General features: G+C 68.8%; 21 protein-coding genes. 13 read left to right on the top strand and 8 right to left on the bottom strand.

The annotated features are described in order from the left end of the window. Positions 1 to 9: 9 nt before the first annotated feature. On the bottom strand, positions 10 to 687 hold the full coding sequence (locus ACFWF2_RS25070; RefSeq protein ID WP_379309890.1) for a hypothetical protein: 678 nt from the start codon (positions 685 to 687) through the stop codon (positions 10 to 12). Between the two features lie 339 nt (positions 688 to 1,026). Continuing rightward, a complete protein-coding gene (locus tag ACFWF2_RS25065; protein ID WP_379309889.1) occupies positions 1,027 to 1,635 on the bottom strand; it encodes a TetR family transcriptional regulator in 609 nt (202 codons plus the stop codon). Between the two features lie 351 nt (positions 1,636 to 1,986). Here ACFWF2_RS25065 and ACFWF2_RS25060 point away from each other — a divergent pair, with 351 nt between their 5' ends. The 10 genes from ACFWF2_RS25060 to ACFWF2_RS25015 all read left to right on the top strand — a co-directional run bounded on the left by ACFWF2_RS25060 (position 1,987) and on the right by ACFWF2_RS25015 (position 12,396). After that, complete coding sequence (locus ACFWF2_RS25060; RefSeq protein ID WP_379309888.1) at positions 1,987 to 2,784, top strand: SDR family NAD(P)-dependent oxidoreductase; 798 nt, start codon at positions 1,987 to 1,989, stop codon at positions 2,782 to 2,784. A 318-nt stretch (positions 2,785 to 3,102) separates the two neighbouring features. Then, entirely contained in the window at positions 3,103 to 4,002 is a 900-nt protein-coding gene (locus tag ACFWF2_RS25055; protein ID WP_379309887.1) for an MlaE family ABC transporter permease, read from the top strand. Next, positions 4,002 to 4,856, top strand: coding sequence for an ABC transporter permease (locus ACFWF2_RS25050; protein WP_378826369.1), 855 nt, complete (start codon positions 4,002 to 4,004; stop codon positions 4,854 to 4,856). Before ACFWF2_RS25055 ends, ACFWF2_RS25050 begins: the two co-directional genes overlap by 1 nt. 10 nt (positions 4,857 to 4,866) lie before the next feature. Continuing rightward, complete coding sequence (locus tag ACFWF2_RS25045; protein WP_379309901.1) at positions 4,867 to 6,123, top strand: MlaD family protein; 1,257 nt, start codon at positions 4,867 to 4,869, stop codon at positions 6,121 to 6,123. Further along, a complete protein-coding gene (locus tag ACFWF2_RS25040) occupies positions 6,120 to 7,157 on the top strand; it encodes an MlaD family protein (RefSeq protein ID WP_379309886.1) in 1,038 nt (345 codons plus the stop codon). Before ACFWF2_RS25045 ends, ACFWF2_RS25040 begins: the two co-directional genes overlap by 4 nt. 7 nt (positions 7,158 to 7,164) lie before the next feature. Then, entirely contained in the window at positions 7,165 to 8,214 is a 1,050-nt protein-coding gene (locus ACFWF2_RS25035) for an MCE family protein (protein WP_379309885.1), read from the top strand. Continuing rightward, positions 8,211 to 9,317 (top strand): MCE family protein, encoded by a 1,107-nt coding sequence (locus tag ACFWF2_RS25030; protein ID WP_379309884.1) that lies wholly within the window; start codon positions 8,211 to 8,213, stop codon positions 9,315 to 9,317. Before ACFWF2_RS25035 ends, ACFWF2_RS25030 begins: the two co-directional genes overlap by 4 nt. After that, the gene (locus ACFWF2_RS25025; protein WP_379309883.1) at positions 9,314 to 10,420 is read left to right on the top strand and encodes an MlaD family protein; all 1,107 of its coding nucleotides are present in this window, start codon (positions 9,314 to 9,316) and stop codon (positions 10,418 to 10,420) included. The genes ACFWF2_RS25030 and ACFWF2_RS25025 overlap by 4 nt, the downstream gene beginning before the upstream one ends. Beyond that, positions 10,417 to 11,709 (top strand): MlaD family protein, encoded by a 1,293-nt coding sequence (locus tag ACFWF2_RS25020; RefSeq protein WP_379309882.1) that lies wholly within the window; start codon positions 10,417 to 10,419, stop codon positions 11,707 to 11,709. Before ACFWF2_RS25025 ends, ACFWF2_RS25020 begins: the two co-directional genes overlap by 4 nt. A gap of 39 nt (positions 11,710 to 11,748) precedes the next feature. Beyond that, positions 11,749 to 12,396, top strand: a complete 648-nt coding sequence (locus ACFWF2_RS25015) for a hypothetical protein (RefSeq protein WP_379309881.1) — start codon at positions 11,749 to 11,751, stop codon at positions 12,394 to 12,396. 7 nt (positions 12,397 to 12,403) lie between these two features. Here ACFWF2_RS25015 and ACFWF2_RS25010 read toward each other — a convergent pair whose 3' ends face one another. Genes ACFWF2_RS25010 through ACFWF2_RS24985 form a run of 6 tightly spaced genes read right to left on the bottom strand, consistent with a single transcriptional unit; the run spans position 12,404 to position 17,764 of the window. Further along, positions 12,404 to 13,594 (bottom strand): acyl-CoA dehydrogenase family protein, encoded by a 1,191-nt coding sequence (locus tag ACFWF2_RS25010; protein ID WP_379309880.1) that lies wholly within the window; start codon positions 13,592 to 13,594, stop codon positions 12,404 to 12,406. Between the two features lie 46 nt (positions 13,595 to 13,640). Beyond that, positions 13,641 to 14,093 carry a MaoC family dehydratase gene (locus ACFWF2_RS25005; RefSeq protein WP_379309900.1) on the bottom strand — a complete coding sequence of 151 codons (453 nt, stop codon included), beginning with the start codon at positions 14,091 to 14,093 and terminating at the stop codon, positions 13,641 to 13,643. An 8-nt stretch (positions 14,094 to 14,101) separates the two neighbouring features. Then, entirely contained in the window at positions 14,102 to 15,313 is a 1,212-nt protein-coding gene (locus ACFWF2_RS25000; protein ID WP_379309879.1) for an acetyl-CoA C-acetyltransferase, read from the bottom strand. Then, the gene (locus tag ACFWF2_RS24995) at positions 15,306 to 16,196 is read right to left on the bottom strand and encodes a hypothetical protein (protein ID WP_379309878.1); all 891 of its coding nucleotides are present in this window, start codon (positions 16,194 to 16,196) and stop codon (positions 15,306 to 15,308) included. The genes ACFWF2_RS25000 and ACFWF2_RS24995 overlap by 8 nt, the downstream gene beginning before the upstream one ends. Then, the gene (gene fabG / locus ACFWF2_RS24990; protein WP_379309877.1) at positions 16,193 to 16,921 is read right to left on the bottom strand and encodes a 3-oxoacyl-ACP reductase FabG; all 729 of its coding nucleotides are present in this window, start codon (positions 16,919 to 16,921) and stop codon (positions 16,193 to 16,195) included. Before fabG ends, ACFWF2_RS24995 begins: the two co-directional genes overlap by 4 nt. Positions 16,922 to 16,942: 21 nt before the next feature. After that, the gene (locus ACFWF2_RS24985; RefSeq protein WP_379309876.1) at positions 16,943 to 17,764 is read right to left on the bottom strand and encodes a mycofactocin-coupled SDR family oxidoreductase; all 822 of its coding nucleotides are present in this window, start codon (positions 17,762 to 17,764) and stop codon (positions 16,943 to 16,945) included. 187 nt (positions 17,765 to 17,951) lie between these two features. Between ACFWF2_RS24985 and ACFWF2_RS24980 the strand changes: the two genes are divergently transcribed. The 3 genes from ACFWF2_RS24980 to ACFWF2_RS24970 all read left to right on the top strand — a co-directional run bounded on the left by ACFWF2_RS24980 (position 17,952) and on the right by ACFWF2_RS24970 (position 22,061). Continuing rightward, positions 17,952 to 18,761, top strand: a complete 810-nt coding sequence (locus ACFWF2_RS24980) for an NAD(P)-dependent oxidoreductase (RefSeq protein WP_379309875.1) — start codon at positions 17,952 to 17,954, stop codon at positions 18,759 to 18,761. 24 nt (positions 18,762 to 18,785) lie between these two features. Continuing rightward, the gene (locus ACFWF2_RS24975; RefSeq protein WP_379309874.1) at positions 18,786 to 20,324 is read left to right on the top strand and encodes a coniferyl aldehyde dehydrogenase; all 1,539 of its coding nucleotides are present in this window, start codon (positions 18,786 to 18,788) and stop codon (positions 20,322 to 20,324) included. A 63-nt stretch (positions 20,325 to 20,387) separates the two neighbouring features. Continuing rightward, positions 20,388 to 22,061 carry an acyl-CoA synthetase gene (locus tag ACFWF2_RS24970; RefSeq protein ID WP_379309873.1) on the top strand — a complete coding sequence of 558 codons (1,674 nt, stop codon included), beginning with the start codon at positions 20,388 to 20,390 and terminating at the stop codon, positions 22,059 to 22,061. Positions 22,062 to 22,091 lie beyond the last annotated feature (30 nt).

The following is a 22,091-nucleotide window of genomic DNA, read 5'->3' as shown; positions in this document are numbered from 1 at the left end:
GGGCCGGGTTCAGTCGGAGAAGATCTCGCGATTCACGGTGTGCAGGTAGGGGATCGCCAGGAACGGCGTGATGTAGAAGATGTCGTAGAGCCACCAGCCGATGACCGGCAGCACGACACTGTCGAACCGGATGTCGGCGTAGACGGTCATGTTGACGATGTAGCCGACCCAGATGACCACGCCGAACCAGCAGGTCACCGTCAGCCACTGGTGTCCCCACCGCTTCATCTGCAGGAACGCGATCGCGGCGGCGACGCGCATCGGGAACACGACGAGGATGCACGCGATCTCCCAGCCCTTCTCGCCCGGCGCGCCCGATCCGCCGATCCAGAGTTCGTTGTAGTGCCACCAGTAGCCGCCGTCGAAGAAATTGCCCCAGGCGGTGAAGAACACGCGGGTGATCAGGGTGTGGCTGGCGCCGATGTCGAGGGCCCAGCCGACCGTGTTGAGGAAGGCGTCCAGGATGACGAGATAGCCGATCAGGGTGACGATCACGGGCCGCACCGAGAGCCCCGATCGCTGGGCTCTGCGCTGGAGCAAGACCCCACGCAGGAACAGTGGCAGGCCGAATATCCCGAGGACATAGGTGCCCATCAGCGCGGTGCCCGCGGTGAGCCAGCGATCGGCGCGCCGCTGCGCGAGCCTGCTTTCCTCGTGGTGCTGGTCGAAGGCGACGGTTGCGGTCATGGCGGTCCTACCAGTCCCTGGTCATGTACATCTGCATCTGGATCAGGAACATCGTCAGCAGGAAGCCGTAGATGGCGATCTGGAAGACGATCAGCGCACGCTTGCGCCGGCGATCTTGTTCGTTCACGGGAACTCTCTTCTTCTAAGGTCCGCGCGGGCAATGGGTTACCGCACGGGGCGGCGGAATGCGCCGGCGCTTCGTCAGAAGGTGCCGATGTTGTTCATGACCCAGTACCAGAAGGCGATGATCAGCAGCATCGCTCCCCAGGTCAGGATCAGTCGGACGATGTCGAGCAGCATGCTGGGCTCTCTCTGTCGGTCGGTGCGGCCGTGGCGTCCTCATCGGGGCTCCAGGCTGCGCAGTGTGGTGGTGAGGTAGCTGTCGAGTACGGACTGCCGCAGGGCTTTCGTGCCGGTGGTCGAGGTCAGCAGGCCGTAGAGACCGAGCAGGAAGAACATCGCGCTGTGGTGCGGTTCGACGGCGTTCTGTACCTCGCCCCGCTCTCCGGCGCGGGTGATCTCCTCGGTCAGCACGATGATCAGCGGATGCTCACGCCAGCTCTCGTCGACCGGCCGCGTCGGCGAGAAGTGCATGGCGAGAAGATCTCTGAACAGCAGGCTGCCCAGCTGTCGCTCCAGCTCGGTGACCAGCCGGACGGTCCTGACGAAGGTGTCGCGCAGATCGGGGGATCGGCGCCGGAATCGTTCCAGCGCACGGGCGATGCGGAACTCTTCTCGCTGCTCGAGTTCGAGCAGCACATGCTCCTTGGTGGGGAAGTGGAAGTAGAAGGTGCCGCGTGCGACACCGGCGGACTCGGCGATGGCGTTGATGTCGGCTTCGGCCACGCCGGTCTGCTTCAGTTCGGCGATGGCCGCGTCGAACACCCGCTGCCGTGTGTGCAGCCGCCGGGCCTGTCGGCCCTGGTGCTGCTCCGGGGTTGTACTCATGGCTGGGTTCTAACCCTTGCCCTCGACCGCTGTCAACGTGTGGAGCGGTGTGCTGATGTTGACAGATGTCAGTGAAAAATGTCAACGAACTCGTACGTAAACCGCTGTGGCCAGCGGTATCTCGAGTGTCGAAGGGTGCCGGCGAGTGCGGCCCGTCAGGAATCAGGGTGTCGGTGTCCCGGGGTGTATCCCCGCAGCGTGCGGCCGTCGCCGGGCAAATGCCGGAGAACTCTTCACGATCCTTACTGGATGATTTACAGTAACGGCGAATAGGAGGCCGGTGAGCCTGTCTGTCGGCCACGATATCGAGGTCGCGCCCCGGGGATCTCCTTGATGCGAAGCGGGTGCGGTATGGATCTGGGGTTGCGCGACGCGGCCACGGTCGTGGTCGGCGGTAGCCGGGGTATGGGGCTGGCGATCGCGCGATGTCTGGCGCAGGAGGGCGCGCGGGTCGCGGTGGTCGGACGCTCCGCCGCCGATGTCGAGGCGGCCGCCGCCGAGCTCGTCCGCTCGGGGAGTGCGGACGCGGTCGGTCTCGTCGCCGACGTACGCGATGTCGAGCAGGTGGCGGCGGTGTTCGGGCAACTGGGTGAGCGCTGGGGCGGCGAGCTCAACGCGCTGATCAACACGGTCGGGCCCGATGTGCGTGGCACCGTGGAAGAGTTGACCGGCGAGCAATGGCACGAAGCCCTCGATCACGGAGTCATGCCCGTGGTGCACTGTGTCAACGCGGCGCTACCGCTGCTGCGCCGGGCGTCGTGGGCGAGGATCGTGAACTTCTCCGCGCACTCGACCCAGCGTCAATCCGTATCGCTGGCGGCCTACACCGCCGCCAAGGCCATGGTCACCAGTGTGTCGAAGAATCTGTCGCTGCTGCTCGCGCCGGAGGAGATCCTGGTCAATGTCGTCTCGCCCGGCACCTTCGTGACACCGGCCCTGCTCGGCTGGGCTCGTTCGGTCGGCATCGAGAGTGCGGACCCCTATCGGCTGATGGCGGCCATCGGTGAGCACTACGGGCACCCCGCGCAACTGCCGCGGGCAGGCCTGCCCGACGAGATCGGTCCGGTTGTCGCGTTTCTCGCCTCCCGGCGCAACTCCTACATGACCGGCGCCAACATCAATGTCGACGGCGGTTCGGACTTCGTCTGAAATGCTGTTGTAGATCCAACTGTAAGTGATACAGTATCGTCTTGTAGATCCTGGTGCGGCCCGGCTGGACGCGCAGCGGAGATCGTCGGCGCGCCAGTGGCCGTGCCGAAGTACACATCGATGGGCCGACGTTGACCGACGGCGGCCGACCTGCTGATCGAATTACTCACTTTTCCTGGGTGATTCGGCGTGTCCCCACGATTCGTCAGGAATGCCGGATGTCGAAAAACTCCAATTCTGTCGGCGCACTCGGTGATTCCGGGCGAAGGCGATACGGAAACACTGAGCAGCCTTACCCGGTGACGGACGGGCGAGCCGATGACCGGTGAATCCGAGCAGGCGGCGAACCGGAATCCGGAACAGCGAACCGCCGAACCCGCCGCGCCGATGATGCCGGCCAGCCGGGCCGTCGGCTCCTGGTTCCGGGGATACCTCGACCGGCACCCCGGCGTCGCACTCGGCACCGTCGGTGGGCAATTCGTCCTCGGGGTGCGCACCGTGCAGTTCCTGATCACCGATATCCTCACCGGCCGGTTCGCGGTCCGCGAAGCCGTGGATCAGGCGGCGTTCATGGCGTCGGCCGCGGTGCTGCCGACCATCTTCGTCGCCCTGCCCATCGGCGTCACCCTGTCCATCCAGTTCGGATTGCTGGCAGGTCAGGTGGGTGCGACCTCGTTGGCAGGCGCTGCCAGCGGCTTGGCCGTCATCCGTCAAGGCGCGCCGATGGTGGCCGCGCTGCTGATGGCGGCGGCGGTCGGTTCCGCGATCTGCGCGGACCTCGGCTCGCGCAAGATCCGCGAGGAACTCGACGCCATGGAGATCATGGGTGTCTCGGTCATCCGGCGCATGGTCGTGCCGCGGTTCGCCGCCGCCGTCCTCATCGGCGTCTCACTCACGGGCGTGGTCTGCTTCGTCGGTTTCGTGGCCGGCTATGTCTTCAATGTCTTCGCGCAGGACGGCGCGCCGGGCAGTTTCGTGGCCACCTTCGCGTCCTTTGCGACCGTCGGCGACCTCGTCCTGACATTGATCAAAGCGGTGGTGTACGGCGCGATCGTCGCGATCGTCGCCTGTCACAAGGGACTCACGACCGAGGGCGGATCGGCGGGCGTGGCGAATTCGGTGAATTCCACGGTGGTTTCGTCGATCCTGCTGCTGATGATCGTGAATGTTCTGTTCACACAGATATTCATGATGTTGTTTCCACGGCAGGGGTTGTAATGGCTTCGACCTACTACCCGCCCGGAATACGGATGGCGGCCGTGCTCCTGAAGGAAATCGGCATCGTGTTCATGCGGCTCGGCCACATGCTCACCTTCTTCGTCCGGGCCGTGCTCGCCATTCCGGTGATGCTGCGCAACTATCGCGCGGAATTCCTTCGGACCCTGTCGGATATCGCCTGGGGGAACGGCTCGATCGTCGTCGGCGGCGGCACCGCGGGCGTCATCATCGTGCTCGGCGCCGCGGGTGGCGCGATCGTGGGGCTCGAGGGATACAACGCCTTGCACCTGCTGGGTATGGAACCGGCGATCGGGCTGGTCGCCTCGACCGCGTCGACCAGGGAACTGGCCCCGATCATGGCCTCACTGGCCTTCGCCGCGCAGGCCGGGTGCCGGTTCACCGCGCAGCTGGGGGCGATGGGGATCTCCGAGGAGATCGATGCGATGGAGTCCATGGCCATCCGGTCGATTCCCTACCTGGTGAGCACCAAACTGCTGGCCTCGGTCGTGGCGATCGTGCCGCTGTATCTGGTCTGTCTGGCGATGAACTACCTGGCGGTCGAATTCGTGGTCGGCGCGGCGGGCGGGCTGTCGCTCGGCACCTACCACCACTACTTCCAGCTCGTGCTCAGTGGACCCGACATCGTCTATTCGCTGGGCAAGGCCATCGTGTTCGTCCTGCTGACCACCACGATCCAGTGCTACTACGGCTACTACGCCGCCGGCGGCCCGCAGGGCGTCGGCATCGCAGCAGGCCGGGCCATGCGCGCCGCGATCTCGGTGATGATCGTCGTCAATCTGCTGCTGACCGTGGCCCTGTGGGGTATCGGCACCAGCGCCCGGCTGGGAGGGTGAGCTACCGGTGATGTTCGACAAGGACGGGCGTGGACCCTCCCTGTTCTGGCTGTTGGTCCGGGGCGTCGTGCTCGCTGCCCTCGTGGCGGGCGGGGTCACCGTGGTCGTGCTGAAATCGTCGGGAACGTTCGACGAGAAGACCGAAGTCGTCGCGTTGCTCCAGCATGTCGGCGACGGCCTGCCACCGCGATCCGACGTCAAGTTTCGCGGCGTCCTCATCGGGACCGTCGCCCAGGTGTCACCCGGATCCGAGGGGCGGCCCAGCCGGGCGCTGCTGGAACTCGATCCCGCGCGGATCGACGATGTCCCGAGTACGGTCACCGCGCGCGTGGTTCCGGGCAACGTCTTCGCGGTCTCCTCGGTCCAGCTGGTCGACAACGGGCCGGGCAGGCCGCTGCGGGCCGGTGACGCGATCGAGCAGGACGAAAGCCTGTCGACCGTGCAATTGCAGACGGCGCTGACCAAACTGCGCGCCGTCGTCGCCGCCTCCGCCCGGATCGGTACCAGTGACACCGTCGGCGTGCTGGCGGCGGTGGCCAAGGCCACCGACCGGCGCGGTGGCGACCTGGTCGCGGCGGGCGCTCAGCTCGAACGGATCACTGCCGAGCTGTCCGCGCAGATCGCACCGCCGGGGGAGCCGTCGACGATCGCAGCGCTCACCGATTCGGTGCAGGGCCTGGCCGCCGCCGCCCCCGATCTGCTGGACGCGCTGCATCATTCGGTGATCCCGATGCGGACGGTGGCGGCCCAGGACGCCGCGCTGCGCGATGTCCTCACCGCGGGTGCCGCGACCTTGTCGACGGTGGGCGGCGGGCTCGGCGCACACGTCGACGAGATGGTCACCGCGACCGATCAGCTGACGCCGGTCCTGGACGTCTTCGCCGCCGGCAGTTCCCATTTCGGCCCGATCGCGGGACGGATCAAGAAGCTGTCCGATGTGTGGTTCGCCGAGTTCTGGAACGAGCGGACCCAGACCGGGACCGGAAAGTTCCAGATCCGGCTCAGCGCCGACACGCCATACACCCGTGCCGACTGCCCGCGCTACGGCGACCTGGCCGGACCCAGCTGCTCGACCGCACCGGAATCGGCCACCGCGCAACCACTACCCGCCTCGCTGGACCCGCGTTCCCTACCGAAACCGGTGCTGGCCCCGGAACTGCAGGACCTGATCGGCCGCGTGCTCGGCGGTGACGCCAATGCCGCCGAACAGGTTCTCGCCCAACTGCTCACCACCGGAATCCCCGGAACAGGAGGTGTCCCGCGATGAAGTCCCGTCGCTCGGTCGTCGGACTCGGCATGTTTCTCGTCGTCGCGTTCGCGCTCATCTGGATGACATTCGTGACGCTGCACCGCGGCGTCGACGGCACGACCAGGTCGTACTCGGCGATCTTCACCGATGCCACCGGCCTGCGTTCCGGTGACGACGTCCGCATGGCGGGCGTGCGGGTGGGCCGGGTCGACGCCGTCGAACTCGACGGCACGGCGGCCCGGGTGCGCTTCCGGGTCGCGGTCGAGCAGCACCTGTACGCCGACACCACCGCCGCGATCACCTACCAGAACGTGATCGGGCAGCGCTATCTCGGCCTGTCCCGCCCGGCGACCGGGTCCGCCGCCGAATTGTCCGGCGGCGCGCAGATTCCGGTGGAGCGCACCGAACCCTCGTTCGACCTGTCCGGCCTGCTCAACGGATTCGAGCCGTTGTTCAGCGGTCTGGACCCACAGCAGGTGGACAACGTCACCGCCGCGCTGGTGCGGGCCCTGCAGGGCGACGCGGGATCGTTGACCACGCTCATCGCCCAGATGTCCACGCTCGCCCAGTCACTCGCGGGTCCCGATCACGTACTGGGCTCGGTGATCGTCAACCTCGACCAGGTCGTGGCCCACCTCGACACCCGCCGCGCGGAATTCGGCACCCTGCTGAGCCGGACCCGCGCCATCGTCGACGGGCTGGCCCGCCACCGCGACGAGCTGATGACAACCCTGACCGAGGCGTCCGGGGTCGCCGACCGGATGGCGACCGTCGTCGAACAGGACCGGCCCGCCCTGGAACGGCTGCTGACCCGGGAGCCGGGCTTCACCCGGCACTTCGAGCAGAACAAGGACCAGTTCGCCTATCTGGGCTTCAACCTCCCGGTGCTGTTGAAGGGAATCGCCCGGGTGAGTCAGGAGGGCGCGAATATGAATGTCTACCTGTGCAATCTCGGCTTCACCGCTGTCCCCGCGCTGTCGGATCTCGTGCCCGCGATCGTCCGCTACGCGACCCCGTCCGGCACCGTCCAGCAATCGCCGATGTGTAGGTGAACCACTCATGACGATCCCACCCGGGCTCCGCCTCGTCGCGGTCGGCCGCCCACTCGAAGAACAACGTCCCCGGGTGCTCGGGGTCATCGCGCTGACCGTGCTCGCCGGGGTGCTCCTGGCCGCGCTGGGGGTATCCGCCGTCGGCGTCGGTGAACGCGGCTACGAAGCCGAATTCGCCCAGGCGGCCGGCCTGCGCGTCGGTGACGGCGTCACCGTGGCCGGAGTTCCGGTCGGCGAGGTCACCGGCCAGCGCCTGGCAGGCGACCGGGTCGTGGTCCGGATGCGTGTCGACGACCAGGTCACCCTGGGCACCGAGACCTCCGCCGCGATCAAGCTGACCACCCTGCTCGGCGCCCGCTACGTCGAATTGCGCCCCGCCGGTCCCGGCGAGCTGCCCGATCGCCGAATAGGGCTGTCGCGCACCGCTGTTCCCTACGATCTGCAGCAATCGCTGGAGAACGCCACCACCACTTTCGAACAGATCGACGCCGAGCAGGTCGGCCGGTCGCTGGAACTGCTGGCCACCCAGCTCGACGGCGTCCCGGCCATGCTGCCGGGGGTGCTCGGCGACATCCGGACCCTGGCGGGCATTCTCGCGAGCCGGCGCGGCGAGCTCGGTTCGCTGCTGGCCGGGGTGCGCAACCTCACCGCGACGGTGACCGCGCAGCAGTCCGACCTCACGGCGATCGCGACCTCGGGCCGGGACCTGCTGACCGACATCGCCGCGCGCAGGCAGGTGATCGAACTGCTGATGACGGCGACGACCCGGCTGGTCGAACAAGTGCGCGCGATCGTCGTCGACGACCGGCCCCGCGTCGACGAGTTGATCGCCGGGCTGAACGGACTGCTCGGTTCCCTCGCCCGGCACGACGATCTGCTGCGCAACACCCTCGAGATCCTGCCGGTGTCGGTGCGCAACCTCGCCAACGCGGCGGGAAACGGGAACTCGGTCGACTTCAACGCCCCCGCCGGCGTGCTCGTCGACTCCTGGATGTGCGCGCTGAGCGGACAGGCCGCGCAGCAGAGTCTGCCGAAATACTTCGGGGAGTGCCGATGATGTCGCCGACCACCGTGCTGCGGGCGCTCGCGCTGTTCGCGATCTGCGTCCTTGCCGGGTGCGCGGGCGGCCCGCTGCGCACCGAGCCTGGCGACATCACCGTGGTGGCGCGATTCGACGACGCCGCGGGTCTGTATGTCGGCAACGCGGTCGCCGTGCTGGGGATGCCGATCGGCGAGGTCACCGCGATCACGCCCGCCGGAGCCTACGTCGAGGTGCGCATGCGGGTCGACGGCGCGACCCCGATCCCGGCCGACGCGACCGCGGTGACCGTGTCCACCTCGGTGCTGACCGACCGGCACGTGGAGTTCACTCCGGTCTACCGCGGCGGACCGGTCCTGCGTGACGGCGCCGTGCTCGCACCGGACCACACCAGGACACCGGTCGGCATCGACCGGCTGCTCTCGATGGCCGACCGGATGTCCGGCGGACTTTCCGGTGCCCAGCCGGGAGACGGCCCGATCGCCCGGCTGCTCGCGGTCGCGTCCTCGGCGACCGCGGGCAACGGAGATCAGTTGCGGGCCACCATGGACGAGCTGTCGCGTGCCTTGCGCCTCGGCGACGACGCGGGCGCGCAGACCCGCGACGCGGTGACCCAGATCGTGAACGAGCTGGCGGCCCTGGTCGCGGCCGCGTCCCGCGGTGACCAGACCATCCGCGAATTCGGCGCGGCGTCGGTGCAACTCGGTGACATGCTGGCCCAGCTCGACATCGGGGCAGGCACCACCGGGGCTCAGGTCGTCGCGGTCATGCGCCAGGCCGACGAGCTGCTCGTCGACAACCGGGCGGCGCTGAACTCGGCGGTCACCGATTCGGCGACTGTCGTCAAAGCCCTGGCCGACTACCGCGATCAGCTCGCGGAGTTCCTCGACGTCACCCCGATGCTGATGGCCAACGGCTACAACACGGTCGATCAGCAGACCGGCGGCGCGCGCATCCATGCGCTGACCGACAGCGTGGTGTTCGACGGGCAGATGGTCAAGGAAGTCTGCAACATCCTCGGCCTTCGCCAACTGGGCTGCAGCACAGGGACATTGCAGGACTTCGGCCCCGACTTCGGGGTCACCGACATGCTGGAAGCGATGAGCAGGTTGCCGCGATGAGTAGAAGATCCGTTCTCGGGACCACTGCCTGTGCCGCTGCGGTGCTCGTGCTGACCACCGGATGCGGTGTGGGACTGGGTGATCTGCCGCTGTCCGCGCGCGGATCCGGGGCGCCGGGTTACACGATCACCGCGAGTTTCACCAATGCGCTGAATCTGCCCGACAAGGCCAAGGTGCGGCTGGCCGGTGCCGATGTCGGCGAGGTGCGCGAGATGACGGTCGCCGACTACCGGGCCGTGGTGCACCTGACCATCCGGGCCGATGTCGCGTTGCCGGTCGGCACCCGCGCCCAGTTGCGCACCGCGACACCGCTCGGCGATGTCTATGTGGCCCTGGACACCCCGGCCGATTCCGGGCTCGCGACCGCGACCATGCGGGACGGCGACACCATCGACGTCGGGCAGACCTCGGCGGCGGCGACCGTCGAGGAACTGCTCACGACGGCGTCCCTGCTGGTCAACGGCGGCGCGATCCGCAATATGACCACCGTGGTCAACGGGTTCGGCCGGGCCGTGGGCGATCGCGGTGACCGGCTCGGCGACCTGATCGAGCACTCGCGGGACCTGGTGACCGCGCTGTCGGCCAGATCCGACGACATCCGCCGCGCCCTCACCGAAACCGACCGGCTGGTGGGCGAACTCGCCAGGGATCGCCAGGTGATCGATGACTTCGTCGCCGCGGCGGGCCCGGCCTCGACCGTCGTCGACGCCAACGCGCCCCAGATGCTCGATATGGTCCGCCGGATCGACGGTGTCACCGCCGAACTGGCGAAGTTCCCGGTGCTGCGCGGCGGCGAGATCGGCGGCCTCATCGGCAATCTCGACCGGATCTCCGCGGGCCTCAACGACGCCATCCTCGACCCGTCGACCAGCCTGGTCGCGATGAACAAGCTGCTGCCTTCGATCATCAAACTGAGCAGCGGCACCTCCGCCCACGGAAACGTGGACCTGCAGGACTTCGCGATCGGCGCGCTGGCCGATCCCGGGCACGAGGCCGATCCCAGCACCCGGATCCCCGACGCGAGCGACTGGCAGGCGATGGTCGGTTCCCTGACCTACACGCTGCTGCGGCTGCGCGAACGCGTGCTTGGACCCGGCCGGTGAGCCGGCCTCGCGCGGTGGTCGCCGCCGCGGACCTGCCCGCGCGCCTGCTGGTCGGCCTGGTCCGTGGGGGGAAGCGGTACCGGCACGCGGTGTCGGCGATCGCACTCGCCACGACCGCTGTGGTCGGTTCCACGTATCTGGTCTTCGGTGCCCTCGGCGTCGATCCGACCGCGGCGACGATCACGGTGCGGGTGCATCTCACCGAATCCGGTGGACTGCTCCCCGGGCAGGACGTCACGCTGCGGGGTGTGCCGATCGGCGAGGTCGCGGCCGTCGACTTCGCTCCCGGCGGGGTGGTGGCGCTGGCCCGCATCGATGCCGGCGTCGGGGTGCCCGACGACGGCACTGTCGAGGTGACGAGCCTGTCGACCGCCGGTGAGCAGTTCCTCGACTTCCGGCCGCGGCGATCGGCCGGGCCGTATCTGGACGACGGCGCGGTGATCACCCAGGACCGCACGTCGGTGCCGACACCGCTGTGGCGGATGCTGGGCACACTGGACAGCACCCTGGCGCAGGTCGATCCCGCCCGGCTCACCGCCGTGCTCGACGAACTGGGCTCCGGCCCCGGCGGTCCGCAGAAACTGGCCGATGTGCTCGACGGCGGCATCTTCCTGGTGTCGACACTGGACGCCGTGCTGCCGCAGACGGTGTCGCTCATTCGCGACAGCCGGACGGTGCTGTCGACGGTGGGCTCGGGATCGGTCGCGCTCGACCGATTCGCCGCCGACCTGGCCGCCTCGGCGCGCGGTGTCGAGGCGAAGACCGGCGGCTACACCGAGCTCCTGCACACCACGCCGGGCACTCTCGCCGCACTGGACACGATGGTGGCGGACAACTCCACCGCGGTGGTGGCGTTGCTGGCGAACCTGTCGACCGTCGCGTCGACGACCACGACGCGCGTACCGGCGCTACAGGAGTTCTTCTTCCCGACCCAGCGCGCCGGCTCCACGCTGGACGCGCTGGTGACCGTGATCCACGACGGCGGTTTCTGGGGGTTGGTGAGCCTGTATCCGCGGCGCACCTGCACCTACGATCTGCCCCGCCAGGCGCCGTCCCTCAACAACTACGTCGAGCCCTACCTCTACACCTATTGCGCCGACAACGATCCGTCGCTGCTGGTCCGCGGCGCGCACAACGCACCGCGCCCGCCGGGCGAACGGGTGCCCGGCCCGCCGCCCGGCGAGCCGGCCGACCGGACCGCCACCGTGACGCCCACCGGACCCTTCTCCCTGCCGATTCCGTTGCCACTGGCCGATTCCGGCCAGGAGATACCCGCACCCCCCAAGTGAAGACAGCTCCCTCAGTACGTTGCGTAGAAGCGAGGACCCGTGAAGACCGAGAACACCGACACCACCGCCGACGAGATCACCGATTCCGATCCCGGCACCGAGAAGCCCGCCGACTCCGGTGCCGCGGCCGCCGAATCTTCCACGGCCGCTGCGCAGCCCGAGGCGGTGCTGCCGACGAAATGGCAGATCCGGCGCATGATCGCCCTGCTGATCTGGCGAAAGATCCGGATCCCCTTGCTGATCGCCGTCGCCGTCATCGCGGTCGTGCTCGCGGCGGTCTTCGGATGGAAACTGAAGCAGGACAGCGACACCGAGTCCGCGGCCGAGGCGGGCCTCGCCGCGGCCCGCGCCTATGCCGTCACCCTGACCAGTGTAGATTCCGCCGATCTGGACCACGACTTCACCGCGGTACTCGACGGATCCACCGGCGAGTTCAAGGACATGTACACCCGCTCCAGCGGCCAGTTGCGTCAGCTGCTCGTCGAGAACAAGGCGGCGGGCAAGGGCACCGTGCTCGATGCGGCGGTGAAATCCGCGCAGCCGGAGAAGGTCGAGGTGCTGCTGTTCATCGATCAGACGGTGAGCAACGCGGCCGCGGCCGATCCCCGGATCGACCGCAGCCGCGTGCAGATGACCATGGAACTGGTCGACGGCCGATGGCTCGCGAGCCGCGTGACCATCCCCTGATCGGTCCTCAGATCCGGTAGTCGCGCAGCACGCCCTTGGCGATGATGCGCTTCTGGATCTCGCTGGTGCCTTCACCGATGAGCATGAACGGCGCCTCGCGCATGAGGCGTTCGATCTCGTACTCGGTGGAGTAGCCGTAGCCGCCGTGGATCCGGAACCCGGCCTGCGTCACCTCGTTGCAGAACTCACTGGCCAGATACTTGGCCATGCCCGCCGCGACGTCGTTACGCAGGCCGGAGTCCTTGAGCCGGGCCGCGTTGACCATCATCAGATGCGCCGCTTCCACTTTAGTCGCCATCTCGGCCAGCGCGAACTCGATCGCCTGGTGCTCGACGATGGGTTTGCCGAAGGTGCTGCGCTGCTGGGCGTAGCGGGCGCCGAGTTCGAAGGCGCGGATGGCGATTCCGCAGGCGCGGGCCGCGACATTGACGCGACCGACCTCGATGCCGTCCATCATCTGCTTGAACCCATGTCCGGTGGTGCCGCCCAGCACCGCCTCGGCGGGCACGGTGTGGCCGTCGAGCAGCATCTCGGTGGTGTCGATGCCCTTGTAGCCCATCTTGTGGAGCCGGCCCGGAATGGTCAGGCCCGGTGCGACTTCGCCCAGTCCGGCTGGCTTTTCGAGGAGGAAGGCGGTGAGGTTGTCGTGCGCGCGCGGCTGCCCCTCGTCGGTGCGGACCAGGGTGGCGACCAGGGTGGCGGTGGAGCCGTTGGTGAGCCACATCTTGCGGCCGTCGAGGGTGAATCCGCCGTCGGCGTTGCGGGTCGCCTTGGTGCGGATGGCGGCGACATCGGAGCCCAGCTCGGGCTCGGACATGGAGAACGCGCCCCGGATCTCCCCGGTCGCCAGCCGTGGCAGGAACCGTTGTTTCTGCTCGGGGGTGCCGTGCCGGGCGATCAGGTAGGCGACGATGAAATGGGTGTTGATGACACCGGAAACACTCATCCAGCCGCGCGCCAGCTCTTCGACGCACAGGGCATAGGTCAGCAGGGATTCGCCGAGGCCGCCGTACTCTTCGTCGATCATGAGGCCGAACAGGCCGAGTTCGGCCATCCGGTCGACGATGTCCTGCGGGTAGGTGTCGGTGTGCTCGAGCTGCTGGGCGGTGGGGATGATCTCCTTGTCGACGAAAGTCCGGACGGTGGCGAGTATTTCGGTCTGCACGTCGGTGAGTCCGTGGGTGTGCGCGAGTTTCATCGATGGATCCGTTCGTGGAATGGAGGGAGTCGGCCGGCGGTGCGGATCAGAGCATGATCGCGGTGAGAGTCTCGGCGACCAGCGCGGGTTTGCCCCCGTCCTCGTTCTCGACCGACCAGCCGACGGTGAGCAGGGCCCGCGAACCCTCGGTGCTCAGGGCGAGCGGGGTCGCCACCGCCCGCACGCGGGTGCCGGTCCGGACGGCGGCGGGAAAGCGGACCTTGTTGCTGCCGTAGTTGATCCGTGCGGTGCCGAACCCGATGGCGTAGAGATCGCGGCCGAGACGGGGGAGCAGGGACAGGGTGAGGTAGCCGTGGGCGATCGTGGTGCCGTACGGACCGCTCGCGGCACGGTCGGGGTCGACGTGGATCCACTGGTCGTCGCCGGTGCACGCGGCGAACGAGTCGACACGTTCCTGGCCGATGGCGATCCACGGGCCGGGACCGAGGGGTTCGCCGAGAGCTTCACCCAGGTCGTCGACGGAGGTGAAAGTGCGCAGTGTCATGGTCAGTTCACCCGCTCGAACACCGCGGCCAGGCCCTGCCCGCCGCCGATGCACATCGTTTCCAAACCGTAGCGCTGTTCGCGGCGGTGCAGTTCCCTGGCGAGGGTGGCCAGCATCCGGCCACCGGTGGCGCCGACGGGGTGCCCGAGCGAGATCCCGGATCCGTGCACGTTGGTGCGTTCGGCATCACGGTCGCCGAACTTCCACTCCCGCATGACGGCCAGGGCCTGGGCGGCGAACGCCTCGTTCAACTCGATCAGGTCGATGTCGGCGAGCGTGAGTCCGGCCCGCTGCAACGCCGCCTCGGTCGCGGGGACCGGTCCGATGCCCATGACATCCGGGCGTACCCCGGCCACAGCCCACGAGGTGAGCGAGACCAAGGGGGTCAGCCCCCATTCCTCGGCCTTGGCCCGGGTGGTCACCAGGCACATCGACGCGGCGTCGTTCTGGCCGCTGGAGTTGCCGGCGGTGACGGTGGACTCCGGATCCAGTTCCACGCGAACGGGTTTCAGTGCGGCCAGGGATTCGAGCGTGGTGTCCGCCCTGGGGTGTTCGTCGGTGTCGACGAGCACCTCGCCCTTTCGGGAGCGCACCGGCACCGGGACGATCTGCGCGGCGAGCACTCCGCTGCGCGCGGCCTCGATCGCCCGCTGGTGCGAGGTCAGCGCCAGCCGATCCTGCTCCTCGCGGGTGATCGCGTAGGTGCGCCGGAGGTTCTCCGCGGTCTCGAGCATGCCGCCGGGAACGGGATGGAAACGGCCACCGGCGGTTTCGCGACCACGAACCAGCGCGTCGTGCACCCGGACACCGCCACGCGCACCACCCCAGCGCATATCCGTGGAGTAGAACGGCGTGTTGGTCATGGATTCGACACCGCCTGCCACGACGACATCGCAGGCGCCACTGCCGACTTGCATCGCCGCCTGGACGACGGCTTGCAGACCCGAGCCGCAGCGCCGGTCGACCTGCATGCCGCCGACGGTCACCGGCAGGCCCGCGTCGAGGGCAACGACCCGGCCGATCGCCGGTGCCTCGCTGCTCGGATAGCAGTGCCCGAGAACGACGTCGTCGACGATGTCCGGGTCGATGCCGGTGCGGTCGAGCAGACCATTCAGGGCGATCACGCCCAGTTCGGTGGCGGTGAGCGAGGCGAACGCGCCGCCGTAGCGTCCGATCGGGGTGCGCAGGGGCTCGCAGATGACAGTTTCACGCATGGGCTGGGTCTCCGTCGACGGTGAAATCGGCGGTGAGCAGGGTGTGCTCGACCGCCTGGCCGGGGGTGGGCTCGGTATGGACAGCGAGAGCGAGGTCGCCATCGGTGGTCTCGCGCCGCCGGATCCGGGCGGGATCGCCACAGAACAGCGGGGCGATATTGCGGTGGCGCAGCCGGGCTGGGCGGCGGCCCGGCTGCTCCCAGCGCAGGGTCTCGGCCATGGCCAGGGTCATGAGCGGACCGTGCACGACCAGGCCGGGATATCCCTCGACCGCGGTCGCGTAGGACAGGTCGTAGTGGATGCGATGCGGATTGGCGGTCGCCGCGCTGAACCGCATCAGGACGGTCGGGTCGGTGTGCAGCTGCCAGTCCCATGCGCTGCTGCGCTGCAGGGGGTTGCGCGGCCACTGGTAGGTCAGGTCGGTCCCGATCGCCGGCGCGGCGGTACCGGCGCCCCGGTAGACGAGGTTCTGGTGTTCCACGACGGCGAGCGCACCGGTCTCGGCGAACAGCCGTATCTCGACTTCGACGACCGTGAGCGGACCGGAGCGGCCGTTCTTGGCGTCGACCGCGACCACCCGCGCCTCCCGGCGGACGGTGGATCCCACGTGCACCGTGCCGGGGAACGACACCGTGCCGCCGGCGAACATACGACGCGGCAGCTCCACTGGCGGCAGGAACGACCCACGCTCCGGGTGCCCGTCCGCGCCGATGGCCGACGAGACGGGCCAGCGGGCCAGCGCGGCCCAATGCCACAGCGGCGGTAGCGGATCGCCCACTCCGACCGCGGCCGCACCCGAGTCGAAGAGGGCATTCAATGCGGCCACCGGGGCGGGATCGACGTAGTCGTGGGTGACCACGGTGTGCGCCTGCCATCCGGTCACATGAACCGCCCGCCGGTGACTTCCAGGGTGGTGCCAGTCATGTAAGACGACAGATCGGAGGCCAGGAATAGCGCGACCGCCGCGACCTCTCCGGGTTCACCCGCTCTGGCCATCGGGATCTCCGCCATCTTCTGGTCCCAGACCTTCTCCGGCATGGCCGTGGTCATGGGGGAGCGGATCAGGCCTGGCTGAATCGCGTTGACCCGCACGCCGAATCGGGCGGTCTCCTTGGCCGCGGCCTTGGTGAGGCCGATGATGCCCGCCTTGGCGGCCGAATAGTTGGTCTGCCCGGCCATCCCGACTTTGCCCGAGAGCGAGGAGATGTTGACGATCGAGCCCCGGCCCTGTTCGCGCATGATCGCCGCGGCGTGGCGGGTGCCGTGCCAGGTGCCCTTGAGATGCACGGCGATCACCTGGTCGAAGTCCTCTTCGCGCATGGTGCGCATCGAGGCGTCCCGGGTGATCCCGGCATTGTTGACCATCACGTCCACCGACCCGAATTCGGTCACCGCGGTGGCCAGTAGCGCCTCGACATCGGCGGCGCTGGTGACATCGCAGTGGGTGACGCGGACCCGGTCGGTGCCCAGGTCCACCAGGGCGGTACCGGGATTCAGATCACCGAGGACGACCGAGGCCCCTTCGCGCAGGAACGCTGCGGCGATGGCCAGCCCGATACCTTGGGCGCCGCCGGTGACGACTGCGACGCGTCCGTCCAGAAGTGACATTGGCGTGGATTCCTTTTCGTGTCAGTACTGCGTGGAGCCGAGGTCGACCGCGATCTGCGCGGCGGTCACCGCCCGGGAATCGTCGGCGGCCAGCCAGCTCACCGCCGCGGCGATGTCCTCGGGCTGGGCGATCCAATCGGGCAGGAACGGCGTGGCCATCTGTGCCAGTTGCGGATTGGACTGCAGTGCCCGTCCGAGGGCGGCCACCATGTCGCCCCCGCCCATCGGAGTGGCGACCGCGCCGGGATGCAGGCTGTTGACCCGGATCCGGTGCTTGCCGAGCTCGGCGGCCAGTGCCCGCGCCATCCCGGTCACCGCGTGCTTGCTGGCGGTGTAATGCACCATGAACGGCTGCATCTTCACCCCCGCCGCGGAACTGACCAGGATGATCGAGCCGCCACGACCACCGTCGACGAGGTGACCCGCGGTGGCGGCCACCGTGTTCCAGGTGCCGGTGACATTGATGTCGAGTACGTCGCGGAACGACTCGGCGGTGATCTCGTGCCAGACCTGGGGGATGCAGATGCCCGCGTTGGCCACGACGATGTCGAGGCGGCCGAACGCCGCCACGCCCACGTCGGCGGCCGCGCGTAACCCGTCCAGGTCACGGGTATCGACCCGGTGGGCGATGATCCTGCGCCCGGTCGCTTCGACCAGACGCACGGTCTCGTCCAGGTCGGCAGGCGTCGCGGAGTCGTAGGGGACGGCCGCGGGCAGCGGGCCCGCGAGATCGACCGCGACGATGTCGGCGCCCTCGGTGGCCAGCCGGACCGCGTGGGCCCGGCCCTGTCCACGTGCGGCGCCGGTGATGAAAGCGACCTTGTCGGTGTGTCGGCCGGTCACCGAACCTCCTCTAGTCAGCCATATTGTAATGGCAACGGTATGGCTTGCGTCCAGACTCTATTGTGGGGGTGGGCCGGGTGCAAGAAGGTGGTTTACAGTTGGCATTACTGGAGTAGCATCTGTACGCAGCGCGCCAGGTTCGCGCTGACGTCCGGTCGCGAGGATGCGGCCGATGAGGAGGCACGAGATGTCGAAGGTTGTCGGGTTTGTCGGGGCGGGGCGCATGGGCGAACCGATGGTGGTTCGGCTGGTCGCCGCCGGATATCGGACCATCGTCTACGCGCGCCGCGACGACGTGCGCGAGCGGCTGCGGGCCGCCGGCGCGGAGGTCGTCGACTCGACGGCGCCGATCGCCGATCGTGCCGAAGTGATCATCACCTGCCTCTACTCCGACCCGCAGCTGATCGCGGTGCTCGGCGGTCCGGCCGGTCTGCTGGCGGCCGCCCGGCCCGACGCGGTGGTGGTCTCGCACACCACCGGCGCGGTCTCGACGGTCAAGGAACTAGCAGCCGGACACCCGGCGGGACCGGTTCTGCTCGACGGCCCGGTGAGCGGTTCCGCCGACGACATCGCGAACGGTCGGCTGACCGTGCTGCTCGGGGGTCCAGCCGGTGCCGCCGAGGCCGTTCGCCCGGTGCTGGACGCCTATTCGAGCACGGTCATGGCCACCGGAGCGCTCGGCAGCGCGCTGGGGGTGAAGCTGATCAACAACGCCCTCTTCGCCGCGAATGCCCAGCTGGTCGGGGTCGCGGCCGGGGTCGGTCGCGAGCTCGGCGTCGACGAGCGTCAGCTCCTCGCCGCGCTGGCTGTGGCCAGCGGCAACAGCTTCGCGGCCGATTCGATCCGCAGGAGCGGCGGTTTCGCCGAATTCGGGAAGCTGGCGGGGCCGTTCCTGCGCAAGGACGTCGCGGCGTGCCTGAGCGCCACCGCCGACCTCGGTGTCGACCTCGCCGGCCTGGGTGCCGCGATCGCCGCCGGCCCGTTCGACCTGATCTGACGCCGCACCGGAGAGGCACCGCCCATGGACACCACGACCACCAGTACCGCAGGCGCCGGAGTCCACTCCGGCCCGGCCACGACGGACCCGGCGGAGCTGTCGGCGATGCTGGGCCGCCAGCGTGCTGCCTTCCTGCGGGAAGGACAGCCGTCGGCCGCGGTGCGGCGCGACCGGATCGACCGGTTGCTGGCCATGGTCCTCGACCACATCGACGACTACGCCGAGGCGATGTCGCGGGACTTCGGCACCCGGTCGCGCACCGGCACCCTGTTCGCCGAAATCCTCGGCATGCTCGCCGCTTTCGAGCACACCCGCTCCCATGTCGCGCGGTGGATGCGCCCGGAGAAGCCGAATCCGTTCTCGCGTGGCTTCGGCATCCGCACCGAGATCCATCCCAGCCCGCTCGGCGTGGTCGGCATCGTCGGCCCGTGGAACTTCCCGCTGCAACTGGTGGTCGTTCCCGCCGCCTCGGCCTTCGCGGCGGGCAACCGGGTGATGATCAAGATGTCGGAGATCACCTCGCGCACGGCCGAACTCACCCGCGTGCTCGCCGCACGATACTTCGATCCCGACGAGCTCTCGATCGTCGTCGGCGGTCCCGAGGTCGGCGCGGCGTTCACCGCGCTTCCCTTCGACCACCTCTTCTTCACCGGGTCGACCGGGGTGGGCCGGAAGGTGATGCGCGCCGCCGCCGAGAACCTCGTCCCGGTGACCCTGGAACTCGGCGGCAAGAATCCCGTCGTGGTCGGCCCCGGCGCCGACCTGCGCCGCGCGGCGAACCGGATCGCCCGCGCGCGCATGGTCAACGGCGGACAGGTCTGTGTGTGCCCGGACTACGTCTTCGTGCCCGAGGACGGCATGGCCCGCTTCGCCGAGGCGCTGCGGTCCGAACTGCGGGGCATGTTCCCCACGATCGCCGACAACGTCGACTACACCTCCTCGGTGGACGACGCGAACTACACCAGGATCGTCGAGCTGATCGAGGATGCCCGGGCTCGCGGCGCCCGGGTGGAATCGGTGGCGCCGGAAGGGGAATCGCTGCCCGATCCGCACCGGCGCAAGATCGCGCCGACGCTGATCCACGACGTCACCGACGACATGCGCATCGCCACCGAGGAGGTCTTCGGTCCGGTGCTGCTGCTGCGGCCGTACACGACGCTCGGAGAGGTCAGCGACCACATCAACGCCCACCCGTCGCCGCTGGTGGCCTACTGGTACGGCCCCGACCGCGCCGACTTCCGCGCGTTCGTCGCCCGAACCCGCAGCGGCGGGGTGGCCCGCAACGAGTTCGCGATCCACATGTTCTCCGAGAACGCGCCGTTCGGCGGCGTCGGCCACAGCGGCATGGGCGCCTATCACGGCAAAACCGGCTTCGACACCTTCAGCCATCGGCGCACCGTCGCCGGCACCGATCTGCCCTTCCCGATCACCGGAATCGCCGCGCCACCCTTCGGGCAGTGGACGGTCCGGATCGTCGACCTGGCCCTGCGAGCCGCCCGGTGGCGCACCGCCCGCCGGGTCGCGAGGCGGCTGCCGGTGCGGACCTCCGCCGCTGATGCCTGATCGCCCACACACTCACTTCCCCTATCCGACGCGCCGTCGCCGACGGCCGACTTTCGAGGAGTCATGTTGTCCGCTGCCACCGCCGGGCCAGAACCGGCACAGTTCACCCTGGTGGGAGCCGCCGACGCTGCCGCGGCCGCGCTGCCGGACCGGGAGCTGGTCATCCAGGGCGAACACCGCCGCACCTATGCCCAGACCGCCGAGCGCTCCATCCGCCTGGCCGCCTATCTGCATCGGCGTGGGCTCGGCTGTCACACCGAGCGTTCGGCGCTGCGCGGTCACGAGGTCGGGCAGGATCTGCTCGGCATCTACGCGCACAACGGCCACGAGTACATCGAGAGCCTGGTCGGGGCGTTCCGCGCCCGGGTCGCGCCGTTCAACGTCAACTACCGCTACGTCAAGAGCGAACTCGGCCATCTGCTCGCCGATGCCGGGGCCACGGCACTGATCTACCACGCGGCCTTCGCGCCGCGGGTGACCGAGATCCGTGCCGAACTGCCCCGATTGCGGGTGCTGATCCAAATCGCCGACGACTCGGGCAACGAACTGCTCGACGGCGCGGTCGATTACGAGACCGTCCTGGCCGAGACCAGCCCGGTGCCGCCGCCGGTGACTCCCTCGCCCGACGACCTCTACGTCCTCTACACGGGTGGCACCACCGGCATGCCCAAGGGCGTGCTGTGGCGCCAGCACGACATCTACATGGCCGCCTGCGGTGGCCGCGACGTCAACACCGGCGCCACCGTGGGCTCCTACGAGGAGATCGGTGCCAGGGCAGCGGCCAACCCCGGGGTGAAGCTGATGCTGCTGCCGCCGCTGATGCACGGTGCCGCCCAGTGGGCGGTGCTGACCGCGATGACCACCGGGCAGTCGGTCGTGTTCTCCCCGGTCGTCGACCGGATCGACGCGGACGAGACGCTGCGCGCGATCGAGCGGGAACGGGTGGCGATCGCCATCGTCGTCGGTGATGCCATGGCGCGGCCGCTGCTGGCCGCGGTGCGGTCCGGCGTCGCCGATGTGTCCTCGCTGGCCGCGATCGCCAACGGCGGCGCGGTGCTGAACCCCGTCCTCAAACAGGAGTGGATCGACGCGGTGCCGGGACTGGCCGTGCTCGACGGGGTGGGCTCGTCGGAGACCGGGACCCAGTTGCACCACGTCTCGGCCGCCGGTTTCGTCTCCACCGGTACCTTTTCGGCGGGCCTGGACACCCGCGTGGTCGCCGAGGATCTCGCCTCGGTGCTCGAACCCGGCCACGACGGCCTGGGCTGGCTGGCCAAGCGGCTGTTCACCCCGCTGGGCTACAAGGGCGATGAAGCCAAGACCGCGGCGACGTTCCCGGTGATCGACGGAGTCCGGTACGTGCTGCCCGGTGACCGGGCGCGGCACCGCGCCGACGGCACCGTCGAACTGCTCGGCCGCGACGCGGTGACGATCAACTCCGGTGGCGAGAAGGTCTTCGCCGAGGAGGTCGAGATGGCTCTCGCGTCCCATCCCGGCGTAGCCGACGTTCTGGTCGTGGGACGGCCCAGCGAGCGATGGGGGCAGGAGGTCGTCGCGGTGGTGCAGCGCGCCGAGGGAACCACGGTGGGCGCCGACGAGCTGGTCGAGCACGCCGCGGGGTCACTGGCCCGGTACAAGCTGCCCAAGGCGGTCGTGTTCCGGCCGGCCATCAGCCGCAGCCCGGCGGGCAAGGCGGATTATCGCTGGGCGCGTGAACAGGTCGCCGGCGAGCAGTGAGCCCAGGACCCGGGTGGTGCGGATCGAGGA

It is taken from the genome of Nocardia sp. NPDC060259 (assembly GCF_042728775.1).
Classification (GTDB): Bacteria; Actinomycetota; Actinomycetes; order Mycobacteriales; family Mycobacteriaceae; genus Nocardia.
The sequence above is the reverse complement of the archived record's forward strand: the minus strand, read 5'-3'. Positions and strand labels throughout refer to the sequence as shown.

Coding starts and splice junctions, on each gene's coding strand:
- ACFWF2_RS25070 (WP_379309890.1), bottom strand. CDS start 687: ATGACCGCAACCGTCGCCTTCGACCAGCACCACGAGGAAAGCAGGCTC.
- ACFWF2_RS25065 (WP_379309889.1), bottom strand. CDS start 1,635: ATGAGTACAACCCCGGAGCAGCACCAGGGCCGACAGGCCCGGCGGCTG.
- ACFWF2_RS25060 (WP_379309888.1), top strand. CDS start 1,987: ATGGATCTGGGGTTGCGCGACGCGGCCACGGTCGTGGTCGGCGGTAGC.
- ACFWF2_RS25055 (WP_379309887.1), top strand. CDS start 3,103: ATGACCGGTGAATCCGAGCAGGCGGCGAACCGGAATCCGGAACAGCGA.
- ACFWF2_RS25050 (WP_378826369.1), top strand. CDS start 4,002: ATGGCTTCGACCTACTACCCGCCCGGAATACGGATGGCGGCCGTGCTC.
- ACFWF2_RS25045 (WP_379309901.1), top strand. CDS start 4,867: ATGTTCGACAAGGACGGGCGTGGACCCTCCCTGTTCTGGCTGTTGGTC.
- ACFWF2_RS25040 (WP_379309886.1), top strand. CDS start 6,120: ATGAAGTCCCGTCGCTCGGTCGTCGGACTCGGCATGTTTCTCGTCGTC.
- ACFWF2_RS25035 (WP_379309885.1), top strand. CDS start 7,165: ATGACGATCCCACCCGGGCTCCGCCTCGTCGCGGTCGGCCGCCCACTC.
- ACFWF2_RS25030 (WP_379309884.1), top strand. CDS start 8,211: ATGATGTCGCCGACCACCGTGCTGCGGGCGCTCGCGCTGTTCGCGATC.
- ACFWF2_RS25025 (WP_379309883.1), top strand. CDS start 9,314: ATGAGTAGAAGATCCGTTCTCGGGACCACTGCCTGTGCCGCTGCGGTG.
- ACFWF2_RS25010 (WP_379309880.1), bottom strand. CDS start 13,594: ATGAAACTCGCGCACACCCACGGACTCACCGACGTGCAGACCGAAATA.
- ACFWF2_RS25000 (WP_379309879.1), bottom strand. CDS start 15,313: ATGCGTGAAACTGTCATCTGCGAGCCCCTGCGCACCCCGATCGGACGC.
- fabG (WP_379309877.1), bottom strand. CDS start 16,921: ATGTCACTTCTGGACGGACGCGTCGCAGTCGTCACCGGCGGCGCCCAA.
- ACFWF2_RS24980 (WP_379309875.1), top strand. CDS start 17,952: ATGTCGAAGGTTGTCGGGTTTGTCGGGGCGGGGCGCATGGGCGAACCG.
- ACFWF2_RS24975 (WP_379309874.1), top strand. CDS start 18,786: ATGGACACCACGACCACCAGTACCGCAGGCGCCGGAGTCCACTCCGGC.
- ACFWF2_RS24970 (WP_379309873.1), top strand. CDS start 20,388: ATGTTGTCCGCTGCCACCGCCGGGCCAGAACCGGCACAGTTCACCCTG.